The organism is Micromonospora sp. NPDC047521, assembly GCF_055587305.1.
On sequence record NZ_JBVJGN010000015.1, the window covers coordinates 115,883 to 131,535 of the forward strand.

Consider the following 15,653-nt stretch of genomic DNA (forward strand, 5'->3'; position numbering starts at 1 on the left):
CGCATCCAAACCTACGCCCGGAACAGGTGCCGACGGATCGCCGCCACGTTGCCGAAGATACGCACACCGAGCACGACCACCACACCGGTGGACAACTGCCCGCCCACACCCAACTGATCACCCAGATAAACGATCAGACCGGCCACCAGCACGTTCGAGATGAACGACACAACGAACTGCTTGTCATCGAAGATCCGGTCCAGCTTGGCCCGAACCCCACCGAACACCGCGTCCAACGCGGCCACCACCGCGATCGGCAGGTACGGCTGCAACGCCGCCGGCACTGTGGGATCAAGCCACACACCGAGCACCACACCGGCGAGCAACGCCAGCACCGCGATCATCGACCACCTCCGGAGGGGCTGACGGTCGCCGGCGAACCGGACGACCCGGGACTGCCGGACCGGTCACCCGACATGGAAGGGCTCGGACTGACCGACGGCTTGGCGTAGCGTAGCTGCGGCTCCGGTGCCGCCGGCAGGGTGAGGTCATCCGCCTTGCGCACCCCGAACGACAGGCCCGTCTTCTGCGCCACCTCCCGCATCAGCGCCGCGTTACGACTGTCGTCGAACTTGCGCCGCATCGACGACGGGCCGATCGCCGACACCTCGTACGGCCCCGTCACCGGCCGGAAGTCCACAAGCATCGCCTCACCCGCCGACCGGATCGTCGACGTCGCCGTCAACCGCTGCCCGTTGATGGCGATCGCCTCCGCGCCGGCACTCCACAACGCGTTAGCCACCCCCTGCAGGTCGCTGTACAGCACCCGCGGCGGCCCGGCACCGGCACCGGTGACCGCGTCCGCCTTGTCCGGCGCGTCCGCCAGACGCACCACCACACCGTCACCGCGCACCCGACCCAGCCCGGTGCCCGCCTCCAGGTCCCGCAGCCGAGCCGCCGCCGTCCCACTCAACGCCGCGTCCCGCTGCCGGCTGACCTCCTCGCGCAGCTCGTCCGCCCGCGTGGACAACCGGTCGGTCTGACTCTCCCGCTCCTTGATCTGCGCCACCAGACCGGAGCGGGCCTGGCTACGCCCCGGCTCGTCCGCCATCGTCTGCCGGTACGCCACCGCGAACAGGAAACCCAGCATCACCACCACGACCAGGCTGACCGAGCGCGTCGACCAGGCCCGCCAACCCCGGGCCGGCGGCGGCGACGCCGCTCCACGACGGGCGGCCGCCGCGTCGGCGTACCCGGGATCCAGCGGGTTGCGGAACAACTCGGTGAGGAAGTCCGGCGCGTACACCCGGTCCTGCCGACCGCCCCCGGGCCGCGGCGCGCTCATGCCGCCGCTCCCGGGCCGCGCGCCGCGCGCACCAGCCGGTACGCCTGCACCACGTACATGCCGCCGGCCACCCAGTAGAGCACCAGACCCCACCAGGCCAGCCCCCAGCCGATTGCGGCCGTCGCCGTCGCCCCCGCGCTCCACTCGGTGGCCAACAGCAGCACCGGGAACGCCGCGAGCAGCAGGAACGTGGCGGTCTTGCCGACGTAGTGCACGGGCGGCGGGCCGTAGCCGTATCGGCGCAGCACCCCCAGCGAGCCGAGCAGCAGCAGCTCCCGGGCCAGCAGCGCCGCGGTGAACTGCCACGGCACCACCTCCCGGGCGGTGAACGCGACGAGCGTGGCGAGGATGTAGAGCCGGTCGGCGAGAGGGTCGAGCAGTTCCCCGAGGCGGCTCACCTGACGCAGCCGGCGGGCGATCCAGCCGTCGACCCAGTCCGTGGTGCCGCCGACGGCCAGGACGACCACCGCCGCCACGTCCGCGCGGGACACCAGGAACAGGTAGAGGAAGAGAGGTACGCCCAGCAGCCGCCCGAAGCTGATCAGATTGGGCAGGGTGAGCACCTGGTCGCCGGGAGTCTGCTCGCCGGTGTCTCGCGGATGCTCTGCCCGAGCCGGCCGAGGCGACACCGAACCTCCTTCGCGGCACGCTCCGATCCACCCGGGCGGGCGCCGAGGTCGTACGCGCTGTCGGGCCGGCCACCGCCGGCTCCCCCTGCGGCCCCGGACGGGGCCTTTCCCCTGACGCGGCCCGCGATCTCGATGATCACGGGCCGGCTCAGTGCGCTGCCACTATATCGGGCTCCCGCTGACCTGCCCGGCCCCGCCGCTTGGCCGTTGGCGCGACCTTGTCCCATTGTGGCGTGGATCACCACGCGTAGAGCGTCCTAGGATACTAGTGGAAGGGGCCGGCCCGTCAGGCCGTCTGGACCGCCGGGTCCGACTGTTGCTCCGGCACCGTCTGGGTCGCCGCACGACCGAACGCCAGCAACGCCGCCAGGACGTCGTGCTGGGTACGGGGTGGCATCCGGTCCAGGACCACCTGCACCGCCCGTTGCCGCCGCTCGGCCAGCTCCCCCAGGAGGGTCTGCGCCGCCGCCGTCAGCACCAGGCGCACCTCGCGCCGGTCCCGCGGGTCAGCGACCCGACGGAGCAGACCCGTCGCCTCCAGACGGTCACAGAGCCGACTTGCCGAGGACGGCCCCACATCCAGCAGCTCGGCCAGGCGGTTGACGTTCGTCTCCGACCGGCCGCTGATCAGCATCAGCACCCGCAACTGGGTAGGCGGCACCTGATGACGCGCGGCCGCCGACTCGAGCACGGCGACCATCGTCTCGGCGGCCGCGGCGATCGCCGCGGCGAGATCCCCAGGTCGCTCCACCCGATGTCCCCTGCCGTCGTCGCGCTGGTGCCCACCCGACGGAGCGGCGGCGATCCTCACCCGCCGTTCCGCTCGCGCGGACCGTGCCAGTCCAGGCAGACCACGACCGCGTCGTCGCGCAGATCGGAATCCGCGTGGTAGGCATGCAGTTCGCGCATCACCGTACCAACCGCCTCGGTCGGCGGCTGCAAGCGTGTGGCGCGCAGGGAACGCGCCATCGCCCGCTGCCCGTACGGCTCCTGCCCCGGCGGCTCGGCCGCCCACACCCCGTCGCTGACCACGAAGACGCGATCACCCGGCTCGAGCTGGAACTCCTGAAGCTCGTAACGGGTCTCCGCGAACATGCCCAGCGGCATCTGCTGCTCCACTTTCACCGGTTCGACCACCGCCCCGCGCAGCCGCAGCAGGTGCGGCGAACCGGCGTCGACCACCCGCACCCGCCCGGTGCGGGTGTCCACCTCCAGCAGCAGCGTGGCCACGTACCGGTGCCCCCGGTGCTGGTAGAAGACGGTGTCCGACGCCAGCTCCGCCTGCTCCACCAGACCACCGCCGGAACGGCGTGCGTTGCGCATCGCGTTCACCGTGACCGCTGTCAGCATCGACGCGGCCAGACCGCTGCCCTCGCCGTTGAGGACCGTCAGGGTGAGCCGGTCACCGTCGAGCGACCAGTCGAAGTGGTCACCCCCCACCGTGTACGCCGGCTCCAGTTGGCCGGCCAGGTGGAACGCGTGGTGCGACACGCTGCGCCCGGGCAGCAGGTCCCACTGCATCTCGGCGGCCATGCTCAGCCGCTCACGGCGGCGGGCCCGGCGGTAGCGGTCGGTCACCCGGTCCGCCGCCCGCATCGCCAGGGCGAGGGCGCCGGCGATCTCGGTGGCCCGGCCCGTGACGGCCGGACCCGGCGCCGAGGGCAGCTCGATGAGCAGCACGCCCAGCCGCTCCCCCCACGCCGTCAGGGGCAGGTACAGCCGGCACGGCCCCTCGTCGGTGATGTCGTGCACCGGTTGCTGGCTGCTGAAACAGCGCTGCGCCACGGTGTGACAGGCGAGGAACCCGGCCGCCGGCAGATCCGGATCCAGCACCGGCCACAGCCCGCTGATCCGGTAGTCGGCCACGAACACGTCCGTGCGTACGGCGCCCAGCGCCGAACGGACCGCGCGGTCCGCCGCCTCCGCCAGCTGGTCGGGCGGAGCCTCGCGCAACGCGCGCGACACCGCATCCGCCCCGTCCACCATGCGTCCTCCAGAAACTTGCTACAGGGCAAGCATCATACGGACGCCCCCGGACAGCCCGTCGCCGCGGTCACTCGTCGCCGCGCACCGCCAGCGCGCCGTAGAACGCGTCGGGCACCTCGGCCGGTACGCCGTCCGGGCGCCACCGGCCGACCGGCACGATCCCGTCCTCCGTCGGCGCCCACCGACCCAGCAGCGGCGCGAACGCGTCCGGCGGACGCATCCGGAACGTCGGCCCCATCATCGCCAGCGCCTGCGGATGGGCGGCCAGCTCCTCGGTGTCGAAGTCCACGGCGAGCAGGCTGCCCGGCGCGGCGGCCTCGTACAACTCGTCGAAGGTGCGGGTCACCGTGTCGTCGTCGAGGAACGCGGCGAGCCCCAGGAACACCACACCGACCGGCCGACGCCCCCACCCCGGGACGAACCGGTGCAGCTGCGCAGGGTCGATCGTGCCGATGTCGGTGGCGTCCCCGAAGCCGTAGCCGGCCCGGTCACTGCCGGCGAGGATGCGCTGCCCGAGCCGGATGGTGACCGGGTCGACGTCGGTGTAGAGCACCGTCGCCTCGGCGGCGACCTCGTGCACGTTCCCCATCGTGGGCACGCCCGCGCCGAAGACGAGGAAACCGTCCACGCCCTGCGCGGCGATCGCCCGCACCGCCCGGCCGAGGAACGCCCGCAGCTCCCGGAAGACCGGCGCGCACGGTCCGTACGCCTGCTCGAAGGCGGTCGCGGCGGCCACGTCCACAGGGAAGTGGTCGGCCCCACCGAGCCAGTAGTCGATCATGCGCGCGGTGCTCGGCTGATCAGGTTCGCCCATCGACGACGCTCCCTCTCGTCAGGTGGTCGCCAGCGTACCGACCCGGGCGCGCGGCGGTATGGCTGCGCCGCGCCCGGGTCGGGCGCGATAGTGGAACCGGCGGGAGGTGGCAGGTGAACTCGGCGAACAGCGCGGCGGTGGTGGTCGGCGTGGACGGCTCGGAGCCCTCCCTGCGCGCCGTGCGCCTCGCCGCCGTCGAGGCCGTGCGCAGGCGTCGGCCGCTGCGCGTGGTGCACGGCTTCATCTGGCCGCTGCTGCGGGTGCCGGACTCCCCCGCGCCGGGCGCCCCACCCGGCGGCGGGCTGCGCCACCAGGCCACGGAACTGGTCAGGGCCGCCGTGGCCGAGGCCGAGGCGACCTCGCCCGGGCTCACCGTCTCCGGCGAGATCATCGACGGCGAGGCGTCGGCCGTGCTGGTCGGCGAATCCCCCACCGCCGCCCTCATCGTGCTGGGCGACCGGGGGCTGGGCGGCTTCGCCGCGCTGGTGCTCGGCTCGGTGGCGGTCCAGGTCGCCGCGTACGCCGACTGCCCGGTGCTTGTGGCCCGCGGCGAGCAACGGCCCGACGAGCCGGTGGTGGTCGGGATCGACGGCTCGGCGGCGTCCCGCCTCGCCGCCGAGTTCGCCGCCGAGACCGCCGAGGCGCGCGGAGTCGCGCTGCGGGCCGTACGCGCCTACCGGCATCCGGGCAGCAGCGGCCCCGGCGACATGCAACCCCTGGTGTACGACGAGACACGGCTGCACGACGAGCGGGAACGCGAACTGGCCGACTCCCTGGACGGGCTGGCCGAGCGACACCCCGGCCTGCGGATGACCGGGCATGCGGTGCACGGCCGCGCCGACGCCGTGCTCGCCGAGGCCTCAGGCACCGCCCAACTGGTGGTGGTCGGCGGGCAGGGGCGCGGCGAGGTCAGCGGGTTGCTGCTGGGGTCGGTGAGCCAGTCCGTGCTGCACCACGCGCGGTGCCCGGTCGCCGTGGTGCGTGGCCCTCGCTGAGCCCCGGGGTTGGCCCGCCGCCAGACGGGTAGACGGCCGCGGTACGCCAACGGCGAGGCAAGGAGGCGGCACATGCCAGGACCACGGCCGGGCAGCAACGCGTACGACAAGCAGCGGGCGCGGATGCGCAACGCGATCGACGACTCCGGACGTCGGGTACCCGACGGCAAGGCCAACCAGGTCGCCAACCGGATCCTGCAGGAGGATCGCGGCCAGCGGGGCGTGGTGCGCGGTGAGCGCACGTACGGCCCCAAGAGCGAGCGCGAACCGGGCGATCCGAAGTGAGGCGGGTGGACCTGGCCGACGGCGCCATCGCGGGCGCCGTCGGCAGCACCGCACTGAACGTGGTCAGCTACCTCGACGTGGCGCTGCGGGCCCGCCCGGAGAGCGACGTCCCGGGCGAGACGGTCGACCGACTGGCCGGCATCGCGCACGTGAGCCTGGGGTCCGGGGACCGGGCGGCCAACCGCCGCTCGGGCCTCGGCCCGTTGATCGGCTACGGGCTGGGCATCGCCGCGGGCGTCGCGTTCGCCCTCTACGCCGGTGGCCGGCGCCAGCCGCTGCCGGTGGCCACGGGACTTCTCGGCGCCGGCGTGATGACCATGACCGACGGGTCCATCACGGCGCTGGGCATCAGCGATCCCCGGACGTGGCGGCGCTCGGACTGGATCTCCGACATCATTCCGCACCTGGCGTACGGGCTGACGGCCGCCGCCACCTGGAACAGGTTGCGGCGGCCGTCGGGTCGAGGTCGTTAGGCCCGGGTGTCGCTGTCGTCCTCGGCCACCGGCTCGCCGGCCGGGCCGTACGGCGACACCTGCCCCTTGGGCACCGGCCGGCCGGCGTCCCCGCGCGACGAGCCACTGTTGAGCGGGTGCCCGGTCGGCTTGGGCCCCTTGCTGTCCTGACTGGTGGCGCCCTTGGCGTTACGCCGGAACTCCTCCTGCTGCGGGTTGACCACTGGTGTCTCCCTCCGGGTACGGCGGGCGGCGTCGACCGCCTCGACGGCGGCATACCCGCCGGGTCCGACGGCATTCCGGTCCCGCTCCCCGCCGGGAGGGCTAGTCGCCGGCCGGGCGGGTACCAGTCGGGTGTGGGCGACGATCGGAACGTGGTGCGGGTCCTGCTGGACCGCCGTGGCGACACCTACGCGGAGGAGGCCGGTATCCGGCTCTCCGACCGACCCGGGCCGCTGTACCAGCTGCTGGTGCTCGCCACCCTGCTGAGCACCCGGATCCGGGCGTGCGTGGCGGTGGACGCCGCGCGGGAGCTGTTCGCCGCGGGCTACCGCACGCCGCAGGCGATGGAGGCGGCGAGCTGGCAGCAGCGGGTCGACGCGCTGGGTCGCGGGCACTACCGCCGCTACGACGAGCGCACGGCGACGATGCTCGGCACCGGTGCCCGGCTGTGCCTGGACCGCTGGCACGGCGACCTGCGGCGGCTGCACCGCGAGGCCCAGGGTGACCCGGCCGGGCTGCGCCGACGGCTCACCGAGTTCCCCGGGATCGGCCCCACCGGCGCCGACATCTACCTGCGCGAGGCGCAGACGGTCTGGCCCGACCTGCGCCCGTACGCCGACCGCCGGGCCCTGGCCGGGGCGAAGCGGTTGGGCCTGCCGGGGTCGCCGGGCGGACTGGCCGGGCTGGTCGACGAGCCGGACTTCGGCCGGCTGGCCTCGGCGCTGGTGCGGGTGGCGCTCGGCGAGGAGTCCGCAGGCGAGGTCACCCGCGTGGCGGCCCGCTGAGGCTCACTTGACCGTCTTGTCGCCCGGGCGGGTCAGGTGCCACACCAGCAGCGCGGCGAGCAGCGCCAGCACCACCACCCCGCCGGAGATGCCGCCGCCCTCCTCGGGGCTGCGGCCGGTGCTGCCGAAGTAGATCACCGCGAGGCCGGCCAGCACCGTGACGAACGTACGCAACCCTCGGTCCTTCACGTACGGCACGGTAGGCCAGGCACCACCTGATTTGTGCCATTTCGAGACTCCTGTCAGTCGTTCGGGTGGCCGTCAGCCCTCGGCGACGAACCCGCGCAGCCGCACCCGGCGTACCGCCCGGTCGGCGACCTCCACCACCTCGAGGGTCAGCCCGGGCAGGCGTACGACCTCCCCCGGCCCGGCGGGCAGGTGCCGCAGCCGCGCCAGCACCAGACCGGCGACAGTCGTGTACTCCCGCGACAGCGGAAACCGCAGCCGCACCCCCAGGTCGGACAGGTCGTGCAGCGGGAAGTCGCCGGGCACCAGCAACGAACCGTCCGGTTCCCGGATCACGTCGTGCACGTCGCGGTCCGTCTCGTCGTACAGCTCGCCGACCACCTCGGCCAGCAGATCCTCAAGGGTCACCATGCCGTCGATGCCCCCGTGCTCGTCGACGACCAGGGCCAACTGCTGGTGCTCCTGACGAAGCTGCCGCAACGCGTCGGCGACCGGCAGGGTGACAGGCAGCAGCAGGGGCGCTCGCCCCCACTGCCCCACCGTGCCGCCACCGGCGCGCACCAGGTCCCGGATGTGCACGACACCTGTCACCTCGTCCAGGCCACCCGGCCCGGTGACCGGCGCGCGGGACCGCCCCGCCGAGGCCAGCCGGCGGACTCCCTCGTCGGCGCGCAGGCCGGCCGGCAGGGCGGTCACCTCCCGCCGGGGCACCAGGATCTCCCGCAGCGTCCGGCCGGCGATGTCGAACGCGCCGGTCAGGATCTCCCGCTGCTGCGCCGACAGGCCGCGCTGGCTGACCAGCATCTCGCGCAGCTCGTCCTCGGTCATCTCCTCCCGGTTGGCGCGCGGGTCGCCGCCGGCCAGCCGCACCACGACGTCGGTGGCGCGGCTGAGCAGCCACACCGCCGGTCGGGACAGCCGGGCGAGCAGATCCAGCGGGCCGGCGCTGAGCAGGGCCCACCGTTCGGCCCGCTGCATCGCCAACCGCTTCGGCGCCAACTCCCCCAACACCAGCGTGACGAACGTCAGCAGCACCGTCACCACGAGCACCGCAGCCGGACGCGCCGCCGCGCCCAGGAAACCCAGCGGGCCGACCAACGGCTCGGCAAGTGACACCGCGGCCGCTGCCGACGCGAGGAAACCGGCGAGGGTGATGCCGAGTTGGATGGTGGCCAGGTAGCGGTTCGGGTCACGGGACAGCCGTACCAGCCGGTCACCCGAACGGGACCGCCTACCCAACCGACGCAACTGCCCCTCGCGCAGCGTCACCAACGCCATCTCGCTTCCGGAGAGCGCGGCGTTGACAAGCACCAGGACGGCCACGAGGGCCACCTGCCCGAGCTGACCGCCCATCGCGCACCCCCTCCAGCCGCCTGAGGTCACTCAACCGCAGCCGAGCCGACCGTGGCCCGGTTTCCGGCGCTCCGGCGGTCAGTCGACCTCCAGGTCGTCGAGCGAGATGGAGTGGGTCATCAGCCAGCGGGCCAGCGCCGTCATGCCGAACAGCCACAGCGGCGCCGACTCGGTGGTGCCGTTCGTGGCGTAGATGGCGAACCGCAGATCCGGCGCTCGGTACGCCTCGATCCGCCACTGGTGCTGCCGGTCCCGCCAGACCGCCGAAGGGTCCATGGCGTCACGGTAGGTGACCGTCACCGGGCCGGGGGCCGGTTAGCGCGGCGAACACCAGCCAGCCGGGGCCACGCCACGACGGTCAAGGGTGCGGGCGGGGCTCGTCGGTGGCCGTGGTGGCTCGTCGCACGCAGTCGCGGAGCAGGACGCGGCGCTGGTCGTGCACGTCGTCCGGTTCCTGGGCACTGGCCGCGTACACGTTGCTGACAGGTGACCAGGCCATGGACATGGCGATGACCATGGCCATGATGTCGAACGGGTCGCCGGAGCGGACCCGGCCGGCGGCCTGGGCCTCGGCGATGGCGGCCACCTTGCGGTCGTCGTAGTGCTGGTGGGTCTCGACGAGGTGCCCGGTGGGCCGGCGTTCGAGGCGCGTCCAGGTCGCCAGTCGGATGAGGTCGGGGCGGCGCAGGTACTCGTCGTAGAGGCGCACGGCCCAGTCGGCAAGGTCGTCGGCGTCGATGGGTACGACGTTGGTGATGCGCTCCAGCGAGCTGAGGAAGATCGCGTCGAAGAGCCGTTCCTTGTCACCGAAGTAGGCGTAGAGCTGTGCCTTGTTGGTGCGCGCGGCCGCCACGACGCGTTCGATGCGCGCCCCGGCGATGCCGTGCTGGGCGAACTCCTCGGTGGCGGCGTCCAGGATGCGCTGGTAGGTCGCGGCGCCTCGCGAGGTCTCGGGCTGGTGCGGCATGTCACCCACCTTAGCAAACAGAACAGTAGGTTTGCTTTGCGCCACAGCCGCACCTACGCTGAAACAGACCGAACAGTCTGTTGGAAGGTTTACCTACATGCGGACCACCACCGGATGGCGGGCAGACGGCGGCGGCGCGCTGCGCCGCACGCCTCTGCAGCGCCGTGACCTGCGCCCGGACGACATCGCGGTGCGGATCGACCACTGCGGCGTCTGCCACAGCGACCTGCACGCCCTGCGCGACCACGACGAGCGGGCCACCACACCACTGGTGCCCGGCCACGAGTTCACAGGCGTGGTGACAGCGACCGGCAGTGACGTGACCACCTTCTCGGTCGGCGACCCGGTCGCGGTCGGCAACATCGTCGACTCCTGCGGCACGTGCGCCATGTGCGGCGCCGGCCAGGAGAACTTCTGCCACTCCTTCCCGACCCTGACCTACGGCGGCACCGACAGGCAGGACGGCTCGACCACCCTGGGCGGCTTCTCCCGCGAGTACGTCGTGCGCGACACGTTCGCGTACCCGCTCCCCTTCGGCCTCGACCCGGCTGCGGCGGCCCCGCTGATGTGCGCCGGCGTCACCGTCTGGGAACCCCTGCGCTCGCTCGGCGTAGGGCCGGGCAGTCGCGTCGCCGTGGCCGGGCTCGGCGGACTGGGCCACCTCGCGGTGAAAATGGCAGTGGCACTCGGCGCCGCCACGACAGTCATCAGCCGCACCCGGGACAAGGGCGACGACGCCCGCCGGCTCGGCGCACACGACCTCATCGACTCCACCGACAGCCACCAGATGGCCGAGGCGCGGGACTCCTTCGACGTCGTCATCGACACCATCTCCGCACCTCACGACCTCGCCCCGTACCTGAAGGTGGTGGCGATGGACGGCACCCTCAGCCTCCTGGGCTACCTGGGCCCGGTCACCGTGGAGGCCACGGACCTGCTCGTCGGCCGCAAGAAACTCGGTTCCGCGGGCAGTGGAGGCCGCCGCTCGACAGCCGAGATGCTGCGGTTCTGCGCCGACAACAACATCACCGCCGACATCGAGGTGCTCCCGTCGGCACAGGTCGAGACGGCACTCGACCGCCTCCGGCGAAACGACGTCCGCTACCGCTTCGTGCTCGACATGTCCGACCTGGACTGACGGGACCGCGGGTGGCGTGCGGCCGGGCCGAGGGCACGGGGTCAGGTGACGACGATCCGGGCGTCGTCGGGCAGCCGTCGGGTCACACCCCGACGGTCGAGCAACTCCAACAGCGGTACCGCCACCCGGCGGGTGGTGTCCAACGCCTGCCGCGCCGCGGAGAGGGTGAACGGTTGGGGCAGCCCGGCGAGCACCCGCACCGCGTCGTCGAGCGCGTCGGGCAGCAACACCACGTTGTCGGCCAGCCGCAGCAGGGCACCGGCACGCACCGCGGCGCCGACCTCCCGGGGGCCCAGACCGAGGGTGACGAGGTGATCCGCCTCGGGCGCGCGGAACGGCCGGTCGCCGTACTCGGCGCGGACGCGCCGCACGGCCCGGGCCACAGGTTCGGGCAGCGCCTCGGCGTCCGCGGCCCCGACCCGCCCGGCATGCACCCGCAGCGGCGGGCGGACAAGCGCCTCGACAAGCACCCGGTCGGGCAGGGCGAGACGTTGCCGCAGCGCGTCCACAGGCATCCCCGGCTCCAGCGGGTGCTCCCGAGCGTGGCGGGTGACCTCCTCGGTCAGCTGGTCGCCGAGGCGCCGCCAGTGCTCCGGGTCGGCCAGCCAGTCACCGGCCACCGGCGCGACGGACACCGGTACACCCATCCGGATCATCGTGTCGACGCGGACCAGCCGACGGCGGCGCAGCTCGCCGGCCAGGTCGGGACGACCGTCCAGGTCGGCGAGGACCTGTGCGCGGGCCGCGGCGGCCCCCCGGCGGGACAGCGGCGGCGGCGCGACGTCCAGCACCCGCACCCCACCTGCCACGTGGTGCCGCCCCGGGTCGCGCAGCAGCGCCCGGTCGCCGACGAGCAGCGGCAGGGCGCGGGCCAACCGCAGCCGGACGGTGTCCGGGCCGAGCGGGCGCACCCGTACCGGCACCGCCGCCGAGCCGACGTGCAGGGTGAGCGTGGCCGGCAGGTCCGCCGCCGGGTCGCCGGTGAGCCGTACGTCGACGACGTCGGTGCGGTGGAACCGGCTCGGGGTGAGCAGCGCGTCGCCCCTGCCGAGCCGGTCGCGGGGCGTGCCGCGCAGGTTGACCGCCACCCGGGCGACGGCCGTGGCCTCGGAGTGTGCCTGGCCAAGGGAGTGCAGGCCCCGGACGCGGATCGGTTCGTCGGTGCCGGCCACCTCCAGCTCGTCGCCCACCCGCAGCCGTCCGCCACCGAGGGTGCCGGTGACCACAGTGCCGCTGCCCCGGACGGTGAAACTGCGGTCCACCCAGAGGCGGACCGGTCCGTCCACGGTGGGTGCGGGCAGCCGGGCGGCCAGCCGGTCCAGGGCGGCCCGCAACTCCGGCAGGCCGGCGCCTGTCACACCGCTGACCGCCACCGCCTCCACCGCGCCGACACTGCTGGCCCCGATCTCGGCCCGGGCCCGCGCCATCGCCGGCCCCGGATCGGCCAGGTCGGCGCGGGTCACCGCCAGCAGGCCGTACCCGACACCGAGCGCGTCGAGCGCGGCCAGGTGCTCGGCGGACTGCGGCATCCACCCCTCGTCGGCGGCGACGACGATCAGCGCCGCCGGCACCGGCCCGACCCCGGCGAGCATGTTGGGCACGAAACGCTCATGCCCGGGTACGTCGACGAAGGCGACAGTGGCGCCGGACGGCATCGTCGTCCAGGCGAAACCCAGGTCGATCGTCATGCCCCGGCGGCGTTCCTCGGCCCACCTGTCGGGTTCCATCCCGGTCAACGCCCGGACCAGTGTCGACTTGCCGTGGTCGACGTGCCCGGCGGTGGCGACGACGAACATGGTCAGTCGTCCCCGTCTGCGACGCGCAGCACCGCCGACCGGACCGCCTCGTCGGCGTCGGCGGGCACGCAGCGCAGGTCGAGCAGGAGCCGGCCGCGTACCACCCGACCGAGCACCGGCTGGTCTCCGGTGCGCAGCGGCGTCGCGTACCGCTCGGGCAGGCTCAGCGCCCACGAGTCCAACTCGACACCGGGAGCGCCTCCGCCGCCGACCACGGCGACCGCCGGCACCACCTCGGCCTTGCGGCCGTCGACACCGAGCCGGTCCCGCAGCCGCTCGACCCGCTGGCGCAGGAATCCCGGATCGGCGTGCAACGCGGCGCGGGTCGGCGTGTCCGGGTGGTGCAGGGTGGCCGCCAACGCGGCAAGGGTGAGCTTGTCCACGCGTACCGCCCGGGCCAGCGGGTGGCGGCGCAGCTCGTCGACCAGGTCGGCGGCACCGAGCAGCAGGCCTGCCTGCGGCCCGCCGAGCAGCTTGTCGCCGCTGGCGGTGACAAGCGAGGCGCCGTCGCGCAGGGTGGTGGTGGCGTCCGGCTCGTCGGGCAGCAGCGGGTCGGCGCGCAGCAGCCCCGAGCCGATGTCGGCGACCACGGGTACGCCGAGGGTGGCCAGCTGTCGCACTCCGGCGGCCGAGGTGAACCCGGTGATCTGGAAGTTCGACGGGTGCACCTTGAGCACGAAGCCGGTCCGCGGACCGATCGCGGCGGCGTAGTCGGCGAGCGTGGTGCGGTTGGTGGTGCCCACCTCCCGCAGTCGCGCGCCGGTGCTCTCCAACAGGTCGGGCAGGCGGAACCCGTCGCCGATCTCGACCAGTTCACCCCGGCTGACCACGATCTCCCGGCCGGCGGCCAGTCCGGTGGCGGCCAGCACCAGCGCGGCGGCACCGTTGTTGACAACGTGCACGGCCTCGGCGTCGGGCACTGCGGCGGCGAGCGCGTCGAGGGCGTCCCGGCCGCGGCGGGCCCGCCGGCCGGTGCCCAGGTCCAGTTCCACGTCCGTGTGACCGGAGGCGGCCACCACGGCGGCGACCGCCTCGGGTGACAGCGGCGCACGGCCCAGGTTGGTGTGCAGCACGACGCCTGTGGCGTTGAGAACCGGGCGGGGCCCGGACGGCGGTAGCGCGGCGACGGCGGCGTCCCGGACGGTCTCGGGGTCGATCTCGCCGCGACGGGCCCGCTCCTGCGCCGTCGCGACGATCGCCTTCACCCGGTCCCGGCCGAGCGTGGCGGTGGCCGCGGCCAGCCGAGGGTCGGCGAGCAGCGCGTCGGTGCGGGGCACCCGACGTCGCGGGTCCACCGGACCGTCGCCCATCACGTCATCTCCTGATGCGGGTTGGCGGAGACGGACGGGAATCGAACCCGCCTGGCCCGGGTCCCGGACCACACCGGTTTTGAAGACCGGGAGGGGCACCAGCCGCCTGAACGCCTCCACCGGCCATTCGATCACACTGCGGGCGGGTCCGCCGGATCAGGTGGAAGATCCATGCTGGTCCGCCGGGCGTCGAGGCGTTCGCGCTGCGGCACCACCGTGTACCGCGGGTCCTTCGCGGAGGCGACACCGCCGTAGAAGATGCCGAACCGGGTGGTGACCGAGGCGGCCAGCAGCGCGGTGCCGGACAGCGCGCCGACCACCCGGCTGCGCCGCCCGAGCAGAGCACCGGCCACCCCGGCGGCGGTCAGCAGCCGACCGGCGCGCAGCAAGCGACCGGGCCGGCCCAGCCGGTAGGGCTCGCTGAGCAGGCCGAGGCGGGTCTCCACCCGATGCGCGCCGTACAGCTCCAGGGCCGCGCCCGCCACCGCCATCCGCCGGGCCGGGCCGGCCTGCGACGGCGGCGCGGCGAGCAGACCCACGCCGGCTCCGCTGGCCAGCGCGCTGCCCGCGAAGATGACAGGCAACTCGGGGTACGCCTCGTGCCACGACGGCACCGCGGTGTCGGCGAGCAGCACCCCGGTGTACGTGGCAAGCGCGGGCGCGGCGCCGGCGGCGAGCAGCCCGGCGGCGTGCCCGACCGGCGGCAACGCCCGACGGGCCAGCCCCAGCAGCCCGTGGCGGGGCAGCACACCTGCGGCCTCGGCGATCGCGGCGACCCCTGCCGCCGGCCCGTACGCGCTGAGGATCCAGGTGCCCATCGACATCGGCGACGTCGGCTTGGCCACCCGGAGCATGTGGTGGAAGCGGGCCGGCCGGCCCAGGTCCCGGATCAGGAAGACCGTGCTGGCGCTGACGGCGGCAAGCGCGGTGGCCCGTCCGGCGCGGCGCAGCGCGGGCCGCCCGGTGAGTTGCCCACCGGCGGCGAGCAGCGACGAGCCGGCGGCCAGGCCACCGGTGAACAGGTATGCGGCGATGTCCCACTTCCACACCGGCGCCTTGAGGATGGGACGACCGTAGTACGACGTGAACTCCGCCTCCGGCACCCGCAGTTCCTCGCCGCCGCCGCGCCCGCCGCGCCGCCGGCCGGTGCGCCCGCCCTCCCGCCGCGCGGGCAGGGCCGCCCCGGCACGCGCCGGTCCGCCGTGGACGTTTCCCTCGGGGACGTCGAGCGGGCCGGGACCCGGCGCGGTCGACTGGTCGCGGAAGCGGCGGAACCTGTCGCCCACCTCCCGGCGGCGTGGACTCACGAGGAACCTCCGACGAACGCGGCGACTGTGGCCGCCGCCATGGCGAGAGCGGCGAGGCCTGCGCGTTTCCACATGGCCGGCAGGTCACGGGTGGTCACGACCGGATCCGGCGGCAGCCCGTACACCTCCGGCTCGTCCAACAA

General features: G+C 73.9%; 19 protein-coding genes, 1 tRNA gene and 1 pseudogene. 5 read left to right on the top strand and 16 right to left on the bottom strand.

The annotated features are described in order from the left end of the window. Positions 1-11 precede the first annotated feature (11 nt). The 6 genes from ACZ6N8_RS26735 to ACZ6N8_RS26760 all read right to left on the bottom strand — a co-directional run bounded on the left by ACZ6N8_RS26735 (position 12) and on the right by ACZ6N8_RS26760 (position 4,714). The gene (locus tag ACZ6N8_RS26735; protein WP_007460356.1) at positions 12-344 is read right to left on the bottom strand and encodes a small basic family protein; all 333 of its coding nucleotides are present in this window, start codon (positions 342-344) and stop codon (positions 12-14) included. Beyond that, positions 341-1,285 (bottom strand): DUF881 domain-containing protein, encoded by a 945-nt coding sequence (locus ACZ6N8_RS26740; RefSeq protein WP_466013244.1) that lies wholly within the window; start codon positions 1,283-1,285, stop codon positions 341-343. Before ACZ6N8_RS26740 ends, ACZ6N8_RS26735 begins: the two co-directional genes overlap by 4 nt. Beyond that, positions 1,282-1,914: a CDP-alcohol phosphatidyltransferase family protein gene (locus ACZ6N8_RS26745; protein WP_364364921.1), complete on the bottom strand. Its 633-nt coding sequence runs from the start codon at positions 1,912-1,914 to the stop codon at positions 1,282-1,284. Before ACZ6N8_RS26745 ends, ACZ6N8_RS26740 begins: the two co-directional genes overlap by 4 nt. Before the next feature lie 286 nt (positions 1,915-2,200). Continuing rightward, positions 2,201-2,665 (bottom strand): MarR family winged helix-turn-helix transcriptional regulator, encoded by a 465-nt coding sequence (locus ACZ6N8_RS26750; protein ID WP_466013245.1) that lies wholly within the window; start codon positions 2,663-2,665, stop codon positions 2,201-2,203. 56 nt (positions 2,666-2,721) lie between these two features. Next, positions 2,722-3,900: a PP2C family protein-serine/threonine phosphatase gene (locus tag ACZ6N8_RS26755; RefSeq protein ID WP_466013246.1), complete on the bottom strand. Its 1,179-nt coding sequence runs from the start codon at positions 3,898-3,900 to the stop codon at positions 2,722-2,724. A gap of 67 nt (positions 3,901-3,967) precedes the next feature. Next, on the bottom strand, positions 3,968-4,714 hold the full coding sequence (locus ACZ6N8_RS26760) for an SAM-dependent methyltransferase (RefSeq protein WP_466013248.1): 747 nt from the start codon (positions 4,712-4,714) through the stop codon (positions 3,968-3,970). 113 nt (positions 4,715-4,827) lie between these two features. Between ACZ6N8_RS26760 and ACZ6N8_RS26765 the strand changes: the two genes are divergently transcribed. The 3 genes from ACZ6N8_RS26765 (at position 4,828) to ACZ6N8_RS26775 (ending at position 6,467) form a co-directional block, all read left to right on the top strand. Then, complete coding sequence (locus tag ACZ6N8_RS26765) at positions 4,828-5,709, top strand: universal stress protein (protein WP_466013250.1); 882 nt, start codon at positions 4,828-4,830, stop codon at positions 5,707-5,709. Positions 5,710-5,781: 72 nt separating this feature from the next. Then, the gene (locus tag ACZ6N8_RS26770; protein ID WP_007460364.1) at positions 5,782-5,994 is read left to right on the top strand and encodes a hypothetical protein; all 213 of its coding nucleotides are present in this window, start codon (positions 5,782-5,784) and stop codon (positions 5,992-5,994) included. Then, complete coding sequence (locus tag ACZ6N8_RS26775; protein ID WP_364364906.1) at positions 5,991-6,467, top strand: hypothetical protein; 477 nt, start codon at positions 5,991-5,993, stop codon at positions 6,465-6,467. Before ACZ6N8_RS26770 ends, ACZ6N8_RS26775 begins: the two co-directional genes overlap by 4 nt. Here the strand turns inward: ACZ6N8_RS26775 and ACZ6N8_RS26780 are convergent. Beyond that, entirely contained in the window at positions 6,464-6,670 is a 207-nt protein-coding gene (locus ACZ6N8_RS26780) for a hypothetical protein (protein WP_358143303.1), read from the bottom strand. The two genes, ACZ6N8_RS26775 and ACZ6N8_RS26780, sit on opposite strands and share 4 nt — an antisense overlap. A 132-nt stretch (positions 6,671-6,802) precedes the next feature. Here ACZ6N8_RS26780 and ACZ6N8_RS26785 point away from each other — a divergent pair, with 132 nt between their 5' ends. Next, positions 6,803-7,453, top strand: a complete 651-nt coding sequence (locus ACZ6N8_RS26785; RefSeq protein WP_364364901.1) for a hypothetical protein — start codon at positions 6,803-6,805, stop codon at positions 7,451-7,453. Between the two features lie 3 nt (positions 7,454-7,456). Here ACZ6N8_RS26785 and ACZ6N8_RS26790 read toward each other — a convergent pair whose 3' ends face one another. The 4 genes from ACZ6N8_RS26790 to ACZ6N8_RS26805 form a co-directional block, all read right to left on the bottom strand. After that, a complete protein-coding gene (locus tag ACZ6N8_RS26790; protein WP_354825773.1) occupies positions 7,457-7,642 on the bottom strand; it encodes a hypothetical protein in 186 nt (61 codons plus the stop codon). A gap of 72 nt (positions 7,643-7,714) precedes the next feature. Further along, positions 7,715-8,992 carry a hemolysin family protein gene (locus ACZ6N8_RS26795; protein ID WP_466013253.1) on the bottom strand — a complete coding sequence of 426 codons (1,278 nt, stop codon included), beginning with the start codon at positions 8,990-8,992 and terminating at the stop codon, positions 7,715-7,717. 78 nt (positions 8,993-9,070) lie between these two features. Continuing rightward, positions 9,071-9,268 carry a hypothetical protein gene (locus ACZ6N8_RS26800; protein ID WP_364364895.1) on the bottom strand — a complete coding sequence of 66 codons (198 nt, stop codon included), beginning with the start codon at positions 9,266-9,268 and terminating at the stop codon, positions 9,071-9,073. A gap of 82 nt (positions 9,269-9,350) precedes the next feature. Further along, positions 9,351-9,959, bottom strand: a complete 609-nt coding sequence (locus tag ACZ6N8_RS26805) for a TetR/AcrR family transcriptional regulator (RefSeq protein ID WP_466013255.1) — start codon at positions 9,957-9,959, stop codon at positions 9,351-9,353. 97 nt (positions 9,960-10,056) lie between these two features. Here ACZ6N8_RS26805 and ACZ6N8_RS26810 point away from each other — a divergent pair, with 97 nt between their 5' ends. Continuing rightward, the gene (locus ACZ6N8_RS26810; protein WP_466013257.1) at positions 10,057-11,097 is read left to right on the top strand and encodes an NAD(P)-dependent alcohol dehydrogenase; all 1,041 of its coding nucleotides are present in this window, start codon (positions 10,057-10,059) and stop codon (positions 11,095-11,097) included. 41 nt (positions 11,098-11,138) lie between these two features. Here ACZ6N8_RS26810 and selB read toward each other — a convergent pair whose 3' ends face one another. From selB to ACZ6N8_RS26835, 5 genes and pseudogenes are all read right to left on the bottom strand, one after another. Then, positions 11,139-12,893, bottom strand: a complete 1,755-nt coding sequence (gene selB / locus ACZ6N8_RS26815) for a selenocysteine-specific translation elongation factor (RefSeq protein ID WP_466013259.1) — start codon at positions 12,891-12,893, stop codon at positions 11,139-11,141. A gap of 2 nt (positions 12,894-12,895) precedes the next feature. After that, positions 12,896-14,203, bottom strand: a complete 1,308-nt coding sequence (selA, locus tag ACZ6N8_RS26820) for an L-seryl-tRNA(Sec) selenium transferase (protein WP_466013261.1) — start codon at positions 14,201-14,203, stop codon at positions 12,896-12,898. A gap of 22 nt (positions 14,204-14,225) precedes the next feature. Beyond that, a tRNA-Sec gene (locus ACZ6N8_RS26825) sits at positions 14,226-14,321 on the bottom strand. Between the two features lie 13 nt (positions 14,322-14,334). Continuing rightward, positions 14,335-15,510 (bottom strand): NrfD/PsrC family molybdoenzyme membrane anchor subunit, encoded by a 1,176-nt coding sequence (gene nrfD, locus ACZ6N8_RS26830; protein WP_466013262.1) that lies wholly within the window; start codon positions 15,508-15,510, stop codon positions 14,335-14,337. Next, positions 15,507-15,653 (bottom strand): annotated as a pseudogene (locus tag ACZ6N8_RS26835) (4Fe-4S dicluster domain-containing protein); the annotation flags it as partial. The gene nrfD and the pseudogene ACZ6N8_RS26835, both read right to left, overlap by 4 nt.